This is a genomic window from Mesorhizobium sp. M0292, assembly GCF_040321695.1.
GTDB lineage: Bacteria > Pseudomonadota > Alphaproteobacteria > Rhizobiales > Rhizobiaceae > Mesorhizobium.
The window spans coordinates 95,568-109,808 of record NZ_JAMYSB010000013.1 but is presented as its reverse complement, the minus strand read 5'-3'; the positions used below and the strand labels follow the sequence as shown (position 1 = coordinate 109,808).

Annotated in this window: 16 protein-coding genes; 6 read left to right on the top strand and 10 right to left on the bottom strand. The window is 62.1% G+C overall.

Translation table 11 applies throughout. From position 1 onward, the window contains the following. Positions 1-3 precede the first annotated feature (3 nt). From hpaH to NKI96_RS20640, 5 genes are read right to left on the bottom strand one after another with little or no spacing between them, the layout of a single operon-like run. On the bottom strand, positions 4-813 hold the full coding sequence (gene hpaH, locus NKI96_RS20660; protein ID WP_023818591.1) for a 2-oxo-hept-4-ene-1,7-dioate hydratase: 810 nt from the start codon (positions 811-813) through the stop codon (positions 4-6). Then, complete coding sequence (locus NKI96_RS20655; protein WP_352758989.1) at positions 807-1,682, bottom strand: fumarylacetoacetate hydrolase family protein; 876 nt, start codon at positions 1,680-1,682, stop codon at positions 807-809. Before NKI96_RS20655 ends, hpaH begins: the two co-directional genes overlap by 7 nt. Positions 1,683-1,711: 29 nt before the next feature. Then, a complete protein-coding gene (gene hpaD, locus NKI96_RS20650) occupies positions 1,712-2,692 on the bottom strand; it encodes a 3,4-dihydroxyphenylacetate 2,3-dioxygenase (protein WP_023667829.1) in 981 nt (326 codons plus the stop codon). A 14-nt stretch (positions 2,693-2,706) separates the two neighbouring features. Continuing rightward, a complete protein-coding gene (gene hpaE / locus NKI96_RS20645; protein WP_352787574.1) occupies positions 2,707-4,224 on the bottom strand; it encodes a 5-carboxymethyl-2-hydroxymuconate semialdehyde dehydrogenase in 1,518 nt (505 codons plus the stop codon). Positions 4,225-4,235: 11 nt separating this feature from the next. Next, complete coding sequence (locus NKI96_RS20640) at positions 4,236-4,622, bottom strand: 5-carboxymethyl-2-hydroxymuconate Delta-isomerase (RefSeq protein ID WP_023686935.1); 387 nt, start codon at positions 4,620-4,622, stop codon at positions 4,236-4,238. 201 nt (positions 4,623-4,823) lie between these two features. Between NKI96_RS20640 and hpaR the strand changes: the two genes are divergently transcribed. Continuing rightward, complete coding sequence (gene hpaR, locus NKI96_RS20635) at positions 4,824-5,219, top strand: homoprotocatechuate degradation operon regulator HpaR (protein WP_023704722.1); 396 nt, start codon at positions 4,824-4,826, stop codon at positions 5,217-5,219. Between the two features lie 10 nt (positions 5,220-5,229). On the opposite strand, the gene NKI96_RS20630 is transcribed toward hpaR, so the two are convergent. Both NKI96_RS20630 and NKI96_RS20625 read right to left on the bottom strand, forming a co-directional pair. Then, positions 5,230-5,739, bottom strand: coding sequence for a flavin reductase (locus tag NKI96_RS20630; RefSeq protein ID WP_023753967.1), 510 nt, complete (start codon positions 5,737-5,739; stop codon positions 5,230-5,232). Between the two features lie 6 nt (positions 5,740-5,745). Continuing rightward, the gene (locus tag NKI96_RS20625) at positions 5,746-7,290 is read right to left on the bottom strand and encodes a 4-hydroxyphenylacetate 3-hydroxylase N-terminal domain-containing protein (RefSeq protein WP_352805834.1); all 1,545 of its coding nucleotides are present in this window, start codon (positions 7,288-7,290) and stop codon (positions 5,746-5,748) included. Positions 7,291-7,382: 92 nt separating this feature from the next. Here NKI96_RS20625 and NKI96_RS20620 point away from each other — a divergent pair, with 92 nt between their 5' ends. From NKI96_RS20620 to NKI96_RS20610, 3 genes are all read left to right on the top strand, one after another. After that, positions 7,383-8,252, top strand: a complete 870-nt coding sequence (locus NKI96_RS20620) for a helix-turn-helix domain-containing protein (protein ID WP_023692273.1) — start codon at positions 7,383-7,385, stop codon at positions 8,250-8,252. Positions 8,253-8,520: 268 nt separating this feature from the next. Further along, positions 8,521-9,267 (top strand): IclR family transcriptional regulator, encoded by a 747-nt coding sequence (locus tag NKI96_RS20615; protein ID WP_023748001.1) that lies wholly within the window; start codon positions 8,521-8,523, stop codon positions 9,265-9,267. Between the two features lie 22 nt (positions 9,268-9,289). After that, on the top strand, positions 9,290-9,520 hold the full coding sequence (locus NKI96_RS20610) for a helix-turn-helix domain-containing protein (RefSeq protein WP_023692276.1): 231 nt from the start codon (positions 9,290-9,292) through the stop codon (positions 9,518-9,520). Between the two features lie 84 nt (positions 9,521-9,604). On the opposite strand, the gene NKI96_RS20605 is transcribed toward NKI96_RS20610, so the two are convergent. Beyond that, the gene (locus NKI96_RS20605; protein ID WP_023692277.1) at positions 9,605-10,330 is read right to left on the bottom strand and encodes an SDR family oxidoreductase; all 726 of its coding nucleotides are present in this window, start codon (positions 10,328-10,330) and stop codon (positions 9,605-9,607) included. A 149-nt stretch (positions 10,331-10,479) separates the two neighbouring features. On the opposite strand from NKI96_RS20605, the gene NKI96_RS20600 reads away from it, so the two are divergent. Further along, positions 10,480-11,376 (top strand): AraC family transcriptional regulator, encoded by an 897-nt coding sequence (locus tag NKI96_RS20600; RefSeq protein WP_023667819.1) that lies wholly within the window; start codon positions 10,480-10,482, stop codon positions 11,374-11,376. A 70-nt stretch (positions 11,377-11,446) separates the two neighbouring features. On the opposite strand, the gene NKI96_RS20595 is transcribed toward NKI96_RS20600, so the two are convergent. Then, positions 11,447-12,466: an NAD-dependent epimerase gene (locus NKI96_RS20595; RefSeq protein ID WP_023834918.1), complete on the bottom strand. Its 1,020-nt coding sequence runs from the start codon at positions 12,464-12,466 to the stop codon at positions 11,447-11,449. Between the two features lie 31 nt (positions 12,467-12,497). After that, the gene (locus NKI96_RS20590; protein WP_023710049.1) at positions 12,498-13,778 is read right to left on the bottom strand and encodes a nucleotide sugar dehydrogenase; all 1,281 of its coding nucleotides are present in this window, start codon (positions 13,776-13,778) and stop codon (positions 12,498-12,500) included. 53 nt (positions 13,779-13,831) lie between these two features. On the opposite strand from NKI96_RS20590, the gene NKI96_RS20585 reads away from it, so the two are divergent. Further along, positions 13,832-14,065, top strand: coding sequence for a hypothetical protein (locus NKI96_RS20585; protein WP_198022589.1), 234 nt, complete (start codon positions 13,832-13,834; stop codon positions 14,063-14,065). The last annotated feature ends 176 nt before the right edge of the window (positions 14,066-14,241 follow it).

Sequence of the window (14,241 nt, the reverse complement as noted above, 5' to 3'; positions counted from 1 at the left end):
CCGTCAGCTCTTGGCGAAATGGATGCTGACCGTTCCCGAGCTGCCGAAGTCGGCGACGATCGTATCGCCGGGCCGCGCCTCGACCGGGCGCACGAACGATCCGGACAGCACCACCTCGCCGGCCGCGATGGACATGCCGTAGCGGGCGAGCCTGTCCGCCAGCCAGGCAATGCCCATCGCGGGATGGTTGAGCACGCCGGCGCCAAGCCCGGTCTCCTCGACCTCCGCATTGCGCGAGACGATGGCGCCGATCCAGCGCATATCGGCTTCATCGGGTCGTTGCGGCCGGCCGCCGATGACAATGCCGGCATTGGCGGCGTTGTCGGAAATCGTATCGAAGAAAGTGCGCGCCTTCTTTGTCTCGGCATTGACGCGTTCGATGCGCGTGTCGAGGATTTCAAGCGCCGGCGTGATATAATCGGTGGCGTTGAGCACGTCGAAGATGGTCACGCCTGGGCCCCTCAGCGGCGCCTTCATGACGAAGGCTATCTCGGCCTCGACGCGCGGCTGGATGAAGCGGCCGACGGGTATCGTCGCGCCGTCGTTGAAGAACATGTCGTCGAACAGCACGCCCGAATCCGGCGTGTCGATGGCGAGCGCATATTGCATCGCCTTCGATGTCAGGCCGATCTTCCAGCCCTTCGGGGTCAGCCCGGCATCGGTCTTGCGTTTCACCAGCGCTGCCTGGACGCGATAGGCATCCTCCATCGTCGCGTCGGGAAAGTCGAGGCTGAACAGACGGATCTGGCGGCGCGAACGCTCGGCTTCGAACAGCCTTGCCGCGGCATCTTCAACTTGCTCGGGGGTCACGATGCTGCCTCGTCGACGACGCCGTTGCGGAGCACGCCGATGCCGTCGGCTTCGACTTCGATCACGTCGCCCGGCTTCAACCAGATCGGCGGGTCGAAGCGGGCGCCGGCGCCGGTCGGCGTACCGGTGACGATGATATCGCCTGGCACCAGCGTGGTGAAGGTGGAGACATAGGCGATGATCTTGCGGAACGAGAAGATCATCCGGCTGGTGCGGTCCTGCTGGCGCAATTCGCCATTGACGCGGGTGGTCAGCGCGATGTCGGCAATCTGCGCCTCGTCGGTGAACGGCACCAGCCACGGACCGAGCGAGCCGGTGCGGTCGAAATTCTTGCCCTGCGTGACGTTGAACTTGGCGTGCCGTACCCAATCGCGAATGGTGCCTTCGTTGCACAGGGATAGTGCCGCGATATGGTCAAGCGCATCCCTCTCGGCGATGCGTCGTCCACCCTTGCCGATGACGATGACGATCTCGCCCTCATAGTCCAGCTGCGGCGATTCCGGCGGCCGCACCAGCGGCGCGTTGTGGCCGACGAAGGAGCGGGGGAAGCGGATGAACAGCGACGGGTTCGAAGGCGCGGCCTGGCCGTCCTTGTACTCTTCGTTGCGGTCCGGGTAGTTGACGCCGACGCAGATGATCTTTTCCGGCGACGGCACAGGTATTTCATAAGCGATGGCGCCGACTGGAAAATCGACGGCGTGGGCTTCGGCCTCTTCCGCCAGCCGCCGTAGCACGCCGGCCTCGATCACTTCGCGCAGCGTCGGCCACTGGCTGTGCCGCGCCGACAGGTCGACGACGCCCTTATCTGTGACCACGCCATAGCGCGTCTTGCCGCCGACGGTGAAGGTGGCGAGCCGCCCATGTGCAGTCATCCCGGTCTCCGTCAGGTTCGCGTCTGTGGTCACGGTGCGATGATCGGCGACGCCGTCAAATCCGGTTGGCGTGCGGCCGCGCCGGCAAAGGTGCTGCCCTCCTCGAACCAGCTTTTCGGCGCCGGCGCGCCCCATAGCGTCTGGCGCTGCGGGTCCTTGAGGTCCCATTTGATCGGCTCCAGATCCGGATCGACCGTCTGGTAGTCCGAGCAATAGATCTCGATGCGGTGATTGTCCGGGTCGCGGACATAAAGGAAGAAGGCGTTGGAAATGCCATGCCGGCCTGGGCCGCGCTCGATGTTTGCGAGGTAACCGGTCGTCGCCATCAGATCGAGCAGGTCGATGATGTTGAGCGGTGTCGGCACCCAGAAGGCGACGTGATGCAGGCGCGGACCCACACCGTTGGTGAAGGCGATGTCGTGGACACCGCCCTTGCGGTGCGTCCAGGCCGCCCACAGCTTTCCGCTACTGGCATCCTCGGTGTATTCGGTGACGCGGAAGCCAAGCTCGTTGTAGAAGGCGACGGACTCGTCGACATTGGGCGAGAAGCAGTTGAAGTGGTCGATGCGCAGCGGCTTCACGCCCTTGTAGAGCGCATATTTCTGATGAATCGGCGGCAGCCTTTCCATTTGGGCAAAGAACTCGAGCGGAATGCCGTGCGGGTCGCGGGTGCGGAAGGTGCGCGACTGGTACGGTCGCTCGACCCACTCGACCGGCAGGCCTTTTGCCTTGAAGAAATGCTCGGCCTTGTCGAGATCCTCATCCGAAAAAACCTTGAAGCCGAGATCGCGGGCTTCGGCGCTGCCGGCCTTCTTCAGCACGATGCAGTGGTGTCCGCGCTCTTCCAACGCCCTTAGATAGATGGCTTCCGATGTCTCGTCGGTAACCTGCAGGCCGAGCGTGTCGACATAGAAGGCGCGGGATTTCGCAAGGTCGGTGACCGCCAGTTCGACATGGCTGAGGCGCACGATGTTGAAGGCGGGATAGAGGTTTGGTTTGGGCAGTGGCATCCGATGTCCTCCGGTCAGCCGCCGAGTTTCTGGATCGCGTGCGCTGAAGTGGCGAAGGCGATGTTCTTCGTCTCCATGTAGAAATCGAAGGAATGGTCGCCGCCGTCGCGGCCGATGCCGGAATTCTTGACGCCGCCAAACGGCGTCGGCAAATGCCGCACATTCTCCGAATTGACCCAGATCATGCCGGCGTCCAGCGCATCGGTGAAGCGGAAGGCGCGGGTAACATCCGACGTCCAGAGATAGCCGGTCAGGCCGTATTGGGTGTCGTTGGCCAGCGCCAGCGCTTCGGCCTCGTCCTTGAAGGAAATGGCAGTCAGCACCGGCCCGAAAATCTCTTCCTGGGCAATGCGCATCCTGTTGGTGGCGCCGGTAAACAGCGTCGGGCTGACATAGCAGCCACCGCCCGGACCGGCGAACTTGCCGCCGCCGGCGGCTACCACCGCGCCTTCCGATTTGCCGATCTCGATATAGGACAGCACCTTTTCCTCGTGCACCGGATGGATCAGCGGACCGACCACCGTTTTGGGATCGAGCGGATGGCCAACCTTGATGCGCTTTGCCTTCTCCGCGACCAGATCCGTGAATGTGTCGTAGACCGAGGCTTCGACCAGCAGCCGCGACGATGAGGTGCAGCGTTCGCCGTTGAGCGAGTAGATCATGAACACGGCCGCATCCGCCGCACGTTCGAGATCGGCGTCGGCGAAGACGATCACCGGGTTCTTCCCGCCCAGTTCGAAATGCACGCGCTTCAGCGTATCGGCGCCCTGTTTCATGATCATCGAGCCGGTGCGGCTCTCACCGACAAAACCGATCGCCTTGATGTCAGGGTGCTCGGTCAGCGCCTTGCCGGCGTGCTCGCCGAGGCCGTTGACCAGGTTCCACACGCCTTTCGGCAGGCCGGCCTCCTCGGCGATCTCGACCAGCAGGCGAGCGGTCAGCGGCGAAAATTCGGCCGGCTTGTGGACGACGGTGCAGCCTGCCGCCAGCGCCGGCGCGATCTTCCATGTCGACAGCATGAACGGCGTGTTCCACGGCGTGATGATGCCGACCGGGCCGATCGGCACGCGCGTGGTGATGTTGACCTGGCCTGTCGTGCGCAGCGTCTCGCCGTCGCGCGCTTCCGGCGCGCGGTCGGCGAAGAAGCGGAAATTCTCGGCGCCGCGCAGCGCGGCCTTGGCCATGAATTTCAGCGCCTGGCCGGTGTCCATGCACTCGACGAAGGCGATCTCCTCGGCGCGCGCTTCGATCGCATCGGCTATCTTGTGCAGCAGCTTCTTGCGCCCGTCGCCCGGCATGGCGGCCCAGGCCGGGAACGCCGCCTTTGCCGCCTTGGCGGCGCGGTCGATATCGGCGGCACTGCCACGCGCGACCTTGGCCAGCGGCTTGAGATCGACCGGCGACATGGCCTCGAAGGTCGAGCCATCCACCGCCGGCACCGCTTCGCCGCCGATCTGGTTCAGCACGCCGTCGCGCTTGAAACGGGCCAGATAGGCCTCGGCCTTTTTCAGATTGCCTTCGAGGTCGGACATATCAGCTTCCGTCACTTGCCGCGCAGTCGCGGATGGATTGCGTTTTTCTTCCAGCTCAGTACCGGGTCGATCTCCCTGATCTCCAGGGAAAGAGCGAAATGCGGGGTCTCGAACAGGGGGCCAAGGTATTCGCTCACCGCGGCGAAGACCGCCTCCCCGGTTCGTTTCTTGTCCTGGGCGCTGCGCCCGGTTCCAATGCGAAACGACATGTCGAGGAAAGCGTTTTCCGGCAGGCTGTCGGCGATGGCATAGGCTTCCGCACGGAAGGCCCGCACCCGCACCGCGCCGGTTTCAAACAGCCCGGTGCCGAGCACGGTGCGCAACACCAGCGCGCACAATTCGCTCATGTCGACCTTGGCATCGAGGTTGGCCGAATACTCGATGGAAAAGTGAGGCACCGCGTCTCGTTCCCCGGATTGTTCCACTGTTGTAGTTAACGCGTTAAATACATGCAGCATCACTGAAGTCAAGCCTTGCATCCAAGTTGAGGCGACGATACGGGATGGAAAGGTCAGGTTTTGGCGTGCGGTCCCGCCGACCGCCCGCATCATTGGGGACGCTGCTTCTTGCTGCCTGAAAACACCCGTCGTTCTCTGCCGATGGCGCTGCTCCATGCCCGCGAAGTGGTGATGGCGCGGTTTCGCCCTATGCTGGCGGCGCATGACGTGACCGAACAGCAATGGCGTGTGCTGCGCGTTCTGAGCGAGGCCGGCCCTGTCGAGGCGACTGAACTTGCCGATCGCGCTTCGGTGCTGCCGCCCAGCCTGACACGCATCATCAAGACGCTCGAGGGCCGAAAATTCATCACCCGCAACAAGGCGGAAGGCGATGGCCGCCGTGTCGTTCTGACGATCGCCCCGGCGGGCTCCGCCCTTATCGATGCCTTGTCGCCGGAACGCCTCGTCATCTACCGCGACATCGAACAGCGCTTCGGACATGAGAGGCTCGAGCAATTGCTCGATCTGCTGGAGAGCCTGATCGCCGGCGAGAGCTGATTGCTGCGGCTCAGCCGCCAAAGCTGCCAAGCCGCGTCGGCTGCGTGTAATTGCGGTCGACATAGAGCAAGGCCGAGCCGCCGCTGCCGTGCCTGACATCGATAACGCGGCCGATCATGACATTATGCGTGCCGACGATGTGCACATCCTCGATCTCGCAATCGAAATTGACGATCGCATCGGACAGCGCCGGCGTGCCTGAGGCCAGCGTTTGCCAGCGCGCCGCCGAATAGCGTGCCTCCATGTCCCTGGTCGCGTCGGCGAACTTGCCGGCTAGGTGCATATGGTCATGCGTCAGCACGTTGACGCAGAAGCGCCGGTTGGCGAGGAACATGGCGGCCTGCGTCGAGCGGCCGTTCATGCACACCAGCAGTGTCGGCGGTTCGTCCGACACACTGCACATGGCGGTGGCGGTGAAGCCGCCGCGCCCGGCCGGACCATCTGTCGTGACGATGTTGACCGGCGCGCAGACCCTTGCCATGGCGTCGCGGAAATCGGCCTTCGAAATCTGCGTGGCCATCTGACATCACCCGGCCGTAGAAGCGAGCGGATTGAGCCAGGTATCTCCCGTCCAGCCGTTCTCGTCATAGTCGGCCATGCAGGTGTCGACCAGTTCTTCCATGGCCTTCAGCCGGCCGCCGCGTTCGGCGCCCTTCAGCACCTGCAGCCGCACCTCTTCCGGCGCACCGGCATAGTTGAGTTCGTAGAGCGCGTGGCGGCCGCCGAACTCGGTGCCGGTCGCGTCCCACAACAGTTTCATGATCTTGATGCGCTCGACATGGCCCATGTCGTTGGAACCGCGCACATATTGCGCGAGGTATTTGTCGATCTCGGGATTGTTGAAGTCGCGCACTGATGACGGCAGGTAGATCAACCCAGAAGCGATCACCCGGCGCACCGTGTCGATGACGCGCGGATAGGCTTCCGACATGAAAGTCCGGTAGGCAAGGGCTGCTTCCAGGTTGGGCAGGACAGCGCCATTCGCCCAGGGGATCGGATTGTAGGCCATGGCGTTGGAGAAACTCCAGAACATGTGCCTGAGCGCGATCACCTCGCCCAGCGCCGCCTGGTTGCCGCGGAAGGCATCGCCGCCGGTGGCGCGCAGCGCCTTTGCCAGCAGGCCGGCGAGGAAGTCGAGCTTGACGGCAAAGCGTGTGCAGCCCTGGAAGCAATAGCCATGCATGAAGCCCGAAGCCGGATGGAAGGACAGGATTTTCTGCGCCTCGCGCAGCACCAGCACGTCCTCCCAGGGGATGAAGACATTGTCGAGCACCAGGATGGCATCGTTCTCGTCGAAGCGCGACGACAACGGATAGTCGAACGGAGCCGCCGCCGTGTTGGCCGTCTGCTCATAGGAGACGCGGCAGAACATCTTTACCCCCGGCGCATTCATCGGCACGATGAACATGACCGACAGCGACGGATCTTCGGTGACCGTCGCCGAACTCTGCGCCAGGAAATTGTAGTGGGTCAGCGCCGAGGACGTCGCCACCACCTTGGCGCCGGAGACATAGATGCCGGCGTCGGTCTCCTTGGTGATGTGGACGAAGACATCCTTCACCTGTTCGGCCGGCTTGTGGCGGTCGATCGGCGGGTTGACGATGGAGTGGTTCATGAACAGCACGGCTTCCTGCGCACGCTTGTGCCAGGCGAGCGCATTGTCCTTGAACGGGCCGTACCAGTCGGCATTGGCGCCGAGCGTGTTCATCAGTGCCGCCTTGTAATCGGGCGTGCGGCCCATCCAGCCATAGGACATGCGTGACCACTCGGCGATCGCGGTCTGCTGTGCCGCGAGTTCGCCGGAGGATTTGGCGACGCGGAAATATTTGTGGGTGTAGCCGCCCGAACCGGTATCGGTAGGCGAGGTCAGCGTGCCCTGCCGCTTGGGATCGTGCAGCGCATCATAGAGGCGCGCCAGCGACCGCGCCGAATTGCGCATCGCCGGATGGGTGGTGACATCGGCAATGCGCTCGCCGTTGATGTAGACCTCGCGGCCGTCGCGCAAGCTCTCCAGATACTCGGCCCCGGTGAACGGGCGCCCATTGTCGGTACGAAAGTCTCCCGATCGCATGATGTTCCTCCACTTATGGCATCAACTCTAGCTCTCCTGGCAAGGATCGGTTAGGACGTAACGGCAAAACCGATTGGACTTTTTCCGGCGCCATGAGCCTCAATTCCATTCCTGATTTCTTTGTCTATGGCGAGCCGGTGCGGCCGCTCGAAGTCGGCTTCCTGCATGTCGAGACGGTGCTTGCGCGCAGCAACATTCATCTCGGCCAGGTTGCCGCGCACAAGCATCCGCAAATGGGCCAGATCACCTACTGGACAAGCGGCTCCGGCACTTATCGCATCGAGGATCAATCCTGGCACTTTTCGGCGCCGGCCGTCAGCTTCGTGCCGAGCACCATCGTGCATGGCTTCTCGATCGGGCCCGGCACCGACGCCATCGTCGTTTCGGTCGCCGATGATGCGCTTGCGGCAATAGCCGCTCACAGCCTGCTGCCATTGGATCGGCCGGTTTTTGCCGATAGCCTTCCTCAGCACGTCGCGTGGAAAAGGCTTGCGGCGGTGCTGGAGATGATCGCCACGGAATATGCCGAGGCGCAGGCCGGGAGTGACAAGACCCTGCCGGCGCTGATTGCCGTCGCGCTCTCCCACGTCGCGCGTCTTGGTCCCGAGGTAATGGATGCGACTGGCTCTTCCGATGCTGCATTGGCGCGCGGCTTGCGCCGTCTGGTCGATGCGCATTTCCGCGACAACTGGCCCGTCGACCGCTACGTCGAGGCGCTGGCCACGACACCGCATCTTCTCGACAAGGCCGCCCATAGGGTGCTTGGCAGCGGCGTCAAGCGGCTCATGGGCGAGCGACGGTTGCTGGAGGCCAAGCGCTTGCTGCTGTTCACCGTGCGCACCGTCGAGGACATCGCCTACGAAATCGGCTTCGACGATCCGGCCTATTTCTCACGCTTCTTCCGGGAGCGGGTTGGCCAGGCGCCCGCCGCCTGGCGCCGCGCGCAGCTGGGGCAGAGTTGAAGCTTCCGCGCCGGCCAGGATCAGGCGTTTGGGTCGACACGCCGGCCAGGCGCAGCGCCGCCGAGTTGATCCACCTGTTGATAGGTGTTGCCGCGCAGCATCACCCCTCGCACGGCGCGGCGCATCGAGATTGATGTCGCCGCGAAACTTGCTGGTGTTTTTTGTCGCTTCCAAACGGTTCGTTATTTGAACCACCATTTTATGTGCTATGAGCGGACTGCAAGGTGGATTGGCTTCCCTCCCATGCGAAGTATCTTGAGGATGCACGATGAGCACAGTCGGCAAAGCGATATCGCTGTTGGAACAGTTCACGCTCGGCGAACCGGAGATCGGCCTGTCCGAGCTCGCCCGCAAAACCGGCCTCGACAAGGCGACGGCGCGGCGCCTGCTGATGGCGCTGGCCGACCACCGCCTGATCGAACAAGAGCCGGCAAGCCGCCGCTACCGGCTCGGCGCCGGCCTGTCGCGGCTGGCCCGCTTTCGCGACGCGCATTTTCCCTTCGTGCGCGTGGCAGCACCTGTGGTTCGCGAGCTGGCGCTGGAAACAGGCGAAACGGTGCATCTGTCGGAATTCAGCGCCGGCGCACTGCTGACCGTCCACGTCGAACTCTCGGCAAAGGCCAACCGGGTCAATGTCGATGTCGGCCAGGTGCTGCCCTTGCACGGCACCGCCTCCGGCATCGCCTTTCTCGCCGCTTCGCCTCAGGAAGCGGCCGAGGCCTATGTCGACAAGCCGTTGCCGACCTTCACGCCACACACGGTGACGCAGCCCGACAGGCTGATGAAGGCGATCCGGCTTGCCGCCAAGCGCGGCTATTCCTCGAGCTCCCAAGGCTATGAAGAAGGCGTCCACAGCATAGCCGCGGCAATCCTCGGCTCCGATGGCCGTCCTTTAGGCACTCTGGCGGTGGCCTCGCCTGTGTCACGCGCCGATGACAGCATGGCGGCCAGCCAGGGCGAAGCGGTGATCAAGGCGGCGCGGCTGATTTCAGCGCGCCTGGCCGGCGAAGCCTGACATCTCTACCGTCGCAGGGGAGATGATTAGCGGGGTAAGTTCCCAGCGGCGCACCGGCCTTGCCGCGAGACCGGAACGCTTCGTCTGGGACAGGCGGCTGGAGCGCAGCAAGGAAGAATTGTTGTCGCCCGCCCGAGTGTCGCCCACGATCTCGGAAATCGCCTTTGCTTGCGGGTTCAATTCGAGTGCGCATTTTTCGCGCGCGTTCGAGAGCCGGTACGATGTGGCCCGCGGGAGTTGCGCCAGAGGCTGAGGGCGGGTGCATTAAGGGGTGGGCCGTTTGCCGGATCTCGGAGAGCGCCCTAGCTCGCCGAAAGCCGGCATCCGGCAGCAAGTTCTACATATTGGCAGCGGTTGGCCGCACGATCACTTCGTTGACGTCGACGCCATCGGGTTGATCAAGCGCAAAACGGATCGCCCGTGCAATGGCGTCCGGTGTGAGCGACTTCTGCCGCCATTCTTTCAGAGCCGTGGCGACCTGAGGATCGCTGATATCGTCGCCCAGTTCGGTTGCGGTCACTCCGGGGGAGATGATCGTGGCGCGGATGTCGTCATGCTCCTGCCGCAGCCCCTCGGTGATTGCCCAGACGGCATATTTCGTGCCGCAATAGACCGCCGCGGTGGGCAGCACGATATGCGCACCGACCGAGGCGACATTGACGATATGCCCATTCTTCTGGGCGACGAAGCGCGGCAGCACCGCGGCGATCCCGTTCAGCACGCCGCCGATGTTGACATTGATCATGCGAGACCACTCATCGCGCTTCAGCGCGGCAAGCGGCGACAGCGGCATGACGCCGGCATTGTTGACCAGCACATCGATCTGCCCGAATTCGGCATGAGCGGCATCGGCAAAGGCGTCGAAATTCGCCGCGTCAGTCACGTCGAGTTCGCGCCACGCCACGCCTTTGCCTATTTCTGCGGCCAGCGCCTTGAGCCGCTCGGTGCGGCGGGCTCCGATGAACAGTCTGGCGCCGGCACCGGCAAGTTCCCGAACCGTCGCTTCGCCGATGCCGCTGGAGGCGCCGGTGATGAGTACAACCTTGTCTTTAAGTCCCTTCATGATCGTTTCCTTTTTCGCTGCGGTGGCGGGGAGATAGATGGCGGCGAACCGGTAAAGGGCGGTAGCGTGATCGTCCAAAGAGTTTGCACGATCCTCCAAATGAACTCGAAATGCCTTGCAACATTTCGCGCCATGAAGATTTATGCGGCATGGAGAAAATCAATGAACTCGCCGAGCTAATCACCCGCTTTGCGCCGAAATCTGGCATGGCCGGCACTGCGGTGCCGCGGCTGTCGCTCATTCGCGCCAACCAGCCCAGTGCACCCGTGCCTGCGGTCTACGAGGCGTCGCTTTGCATAATCGCCCAAGGATCGAAGCGCGTCTCGCTGGCCGACCAGAGCGTGGTCTATGACGCATCGAGCTACCTGCTCGTCTCGGTCGACCTGCCGCTGGTCGGGCATGTGTTGGAGGCGAGCCCGGCGGCGCCCTACCTCTGTTGCAAGATAGATTTTGATTCCACCGCGCTGGCCGAACTGCTTGTGAAAGAAGGACGTGCATCCCCCAGCAGGGATCTGCCGGTGTTAGCTGCCTATCCAAGTGACCCCGACCTGATTGATGCCGCCTGTCGGCTTGTCAGGCTGCTCGATCGCCCCGAGAGCGTCACCGTGCTGGCGCCGCTGATCGAACGCGAAATCCTTTACCGGCTCCTCACCGGACCGCACGGTGACACGCTTCGCCAGATGGCGTCGGTGGACAGCCACCTGAACCAGGTCAGCCGCGCCATCGCCACGATCCGCAATCATTTCCAGGCACAACTGCGCATCGAAGAGATTGCGGCGGCATCAGGCATGAGCGCGTCGTCCCTTCATGCCCATTTCAAGGCGATTACGCGCATGACCCCGCTCGAATACCAGAAGCAGCTGCGCCTGCAGGAGGCGCGAAGGATTATGCTTGCCGGCGGCGCAAACGCAGGCACGGCCGGGTTCGCGGTGGGCTATGACAGCCCTTCGCAGTTCAGCCGAGAATATCGTCGCCTGTTCGGTGCGCCGCCCCGGAAAGATATTGACCGCCTTCAGGCAACACCCAGTTCGGCTGCGGCTTATTGAGTTTTCCGAGCGGCATGCGCCAGCCATGGCTGGTCAGGAGCCAGCCGCCTCCAAGTGGCGAAGCGTCCGATCATGCTCGGTAGAACTCCCGGTACCATTCGACAAAGCGCGGAACCCCTATTTCGATCGGGATTTTGGGCTTGAAGCCGGTCGCCTCCTCGAGCGAGCTGACATTGGCGAAAGTTGCCGGAACGTCGCCTGGCTGAAGTGGCCTGAGGTTGCGGTTTGCCTTGCGTCCCAGCGCGTCTTCGAGCACCTCGATCAATCGGTTCAGTTGAACGGGCGAATTGCCGCCGATGTTGTGAATCCTGAACGGGGCGTTGCTGGTCGCTGGGTCTGGCGCGACACTTTTCCACTCAGGATTGGGTGTCGCGGGTTGCTGCATGACGCGGATAATACCTTCGACAATGTCGTCGATATAGGTGAAATCCCGCTGCATGTTGCCATAGTTGAAGACCTCGATCGGCTCGCCGGCGAGGATAGCCTTGGCGAAGATGAACAGCGCCATGTCCGGCCGCCCCCACGGACCATAGACGGTGAAAAAACGCAGCCCGGTGGTCGGCAGTCGAAACAGATGGCTGTATGTGTGCGCCATCAGCTCGTTCGCCTTCTTGCTTGCGGCGTAAAGGCTGAGCGGATGGTCCGCCGGATCGTGCACGGAAAACGGCATGCGGGTGCTGCCGCCATAAATCGAACTCGACGATGCATAGACCAGATGGCCGACGGAGGCCTGCCGGCATCCTTCCAGGATGTTGACAAAGCCGCTGAGGTTGCTTTCCACATAGGCGTGCGGATTGCTGATCGAATAGCGTACGCCGGCTTGCGCCGCGAGATTGACGACAACCTCCGGCGCGGCCGAGAGGAAGAGCTCCGAAATACGGTCCCGCTCCGTGAGATCGGCATGCTCGAAACAAAAATTCGAAAACGCTTTCAGCCGCTCGAGACGAGCCTGCTTCAGGCTGACGTCATAATACTCGTTCATGGAGTCGAGGCCGATAACCTGGCGTCCTTCGGCAAGCAGCCTCAGGCAAAGATGAAACCCTATGAACCCGGCTGCGCCGGTGATCAGTATCGGCCTGCTTGATGTCACTGCATATCCTAGCGTTAATTTCAGGCGAGCTTTACAAGCTCCAGTATTTTATGTTGTCGGGAACTTCATTGGGCTTGATGGCCGACTTGACATCGAACAGTGTCCCCCCCGGCCTGATCATTTGAAAAAGACGCGCTCTTTCGTTGGTGAGATATTGCCTGTGAGGCACCGCCAGAACAAGCGCCTGCAAATCGTTTATCTCATCGAGCGGCAGGATTGTTTCGCCGTGATCACGCCGAGCGGTTTCGACATCGGCAAGGGGATCATGGACTTTGGGGACAATTCCGAACTGCCTTAGTTCCTTGACCATGTCGAAAACGCGGCTGTTGCGCAAATCCGGCACGTCCTCCTTGAATGTCAGCCCGAGAATGCCGACAGAAGCCCCTTTGACGGGCGTGTCAGAACCAATCAGCCGTTTGACAACCTGCTGGGCGACGAAGGCCCCCATGCCGTCATTGATGCGACGTCCGGCGAGGATGATCTGCGGATGGTAACCTTCGGCCTCGGCCTTGGCGGTCAAATAATATGGATCGACGCTGATGCAGTGGCCGCCGACGAACCCCGGTTTGAAGGGAAGGAAGTTCCATTTCGTCGACGCAGCATCAAGAACATCCTGCGTCCGGATATCGAGCCGCTCGAAGATCATTGCCAGTTCGTTCATCAGCGCGATGTTCAGATCGCGCTGGGTGTTCTCGATAACCTTCGCTGCCTCGGCCACCTTGATCGACGGGGCGCGGTAGACGCCGGCATCGATGATACGGCCATAAACGTTCGCGATGCGCTCCAGCGTCTCGTTATTCTCGCCGGAGACGACTTTGACGATCTTTTGCAGCGAGTGTTCCCGATCGCCGGGGTTGGCGCGTTCGGGCGAATAGCCGAGGGCAAAGTCGCGGGGATGTCGCAGGCCGGAAACCTGCTCGATGATCGGCCCACAGAAATCTTCGGTCACACCTGGATAGACTGTCGACTCAAAAACGACGACGGCGCCTTTGCTCACCGCCTCGCCGACGAGTTCGGACGCCAGTTTCAAAGAAGCTAGATCGGGAGCGCGATTTGCGTCGATAGGGGTTGGCACGGCAACGATGAAGAAAGTAGCGCCTTTCAACATCTCCCGATCGGTGGTCAGCCCTATCGAGGTCTCCTTGAGCGCCGTTGCGTCAACTTCCCCCGTACGATCGACGCCGCCACGCAATTCCCCGATCCGACGCTCGCTGATGTCAAAAGCTATGGTGCCGGGGAAAACCTTCCCAAAGGCAATGGCTACCGGCAGGCCGACATAACCCAGGCCGATAACTGCAATGCGTTCGGACATCCGTGGGGTTCCTCGAGCCACCTGTTGAGCCGACGTGCTTGTATGGCAGGCTGTTGGCCAATTCAACGATGCTCTATCGCGAAGAGGAATGTCTCACGCAAATAGGCGTCACCGTTTTTTTCATGTTGCCATCCGCCGATGTCATCGATGTTGTGGATAAAATCCAGCAGGACCGGGTTTCGAGCCACTCTCTGCTGCGGATTGGGGTGAACCGTCAGGTTCTGCCGGCCATCTACGCAGCGGCGGCCCTGACGACAGGGCTGATATTCTCTGCTGCCAATCCATAGGCCACTATCGGCCTCAATCGTGCCTTCTGATCAAACCAAATGCCCGGATCGGAATTCGCATCGGCACCGAGCGGATCTGCGAAATTTCAGTTTGGTCCTTGTGCATTGGCTGCGGACACGTCGTATCCTGCGTGTGGCGACCGATATCTGGTCGATCAGCATTTGCCTGGGAGCAG

Bases quoted from the DNA above. Each gene is read 5' to 3' on its own strand.
- NKI96_RS20655 (WP_352758989.1), bottom strand. From the start codon at position 1,682: ATGACTGCACATGGGCGGCTCGCCACCTTCACCGTCGGCGGCAAGACG.
- hpaD (WP_023667829.1), bottom strand. From the start codon at position 2,692: ATGCCACTGCCCAAACCAAACCTCTATCCCGCCTTCAACATCGTGCGC.
- hpaE (WP_352787574.1), bottom strand. From the start codon at position 4,224: ATGTCCGACCTCGAAGGCAATCTGAAAAAGGCCGAGGCCTATCTGGCC.
- hpaR (WP_023704722.1), top strand. From the start codon at position 4,824: ATGGCGCTGCTCCATGCCCGCGAAGTGGTGATGGCGCGGTTTCGCCCT.
- NKI96_RS20630 (WP_023753967.1), bottom strand. From the start codon at position 5,739: ATGGCCACGCAGATTTCGAAGGCCGATTTCCGCGACGCCATGGCAAGG.
- NKI96_RS20625 (WP_352805834.1), bottom strand. From the start codon at position 7,290: ATGCGATCGGGAGACTTTCGTACCGACAATGGGCGCCCGTTCACCGGG.
- NKI96_RS20620 (WP_023692273.1), top strand. From the start codon at position 7,383: ATGAGCCTCAATTCCATTCCTGATTTCTTTGTCTATGGCGAGCCGGTG.
- NKI96_RS20615 (WP_023748001.1), top strand. From the start codon at position 8,521: ATGAGCACAGTCGGCAAAGCGATATCGCTGTTGGAACAGTTCACGCTC.
- NKI96_RS20610 (WP_023692276.1), top strand. From the start codon at position 9,290: ATGATTAGCGGGGTAAGTTCCCAGCGGCGCACCGGCCTTGCCGCGAGA.
- NKI96_RS20605 (WP_023692277.1), bottom strand. From the start codon at position 10,330: ATGAAGGGACTTAAAGACAAGGTTGTACTCATCACCGGCGCCTCCAGC.
- NKI96_RS20600 (WP_023667819.1), top strand. From the start codon at position 10,480: ATGGAGAAAATCAATGAACTCGCCGAGCTAATCACCCGCTTTGCGCCG.
- NKI96_RS20590 (WP_023710049.1), bottom strand. From the start codon at position 13,778: ATGTCCGAACGCATTGCAGTTATCGGCCTGGGTTATGTCGGCCTGCCG.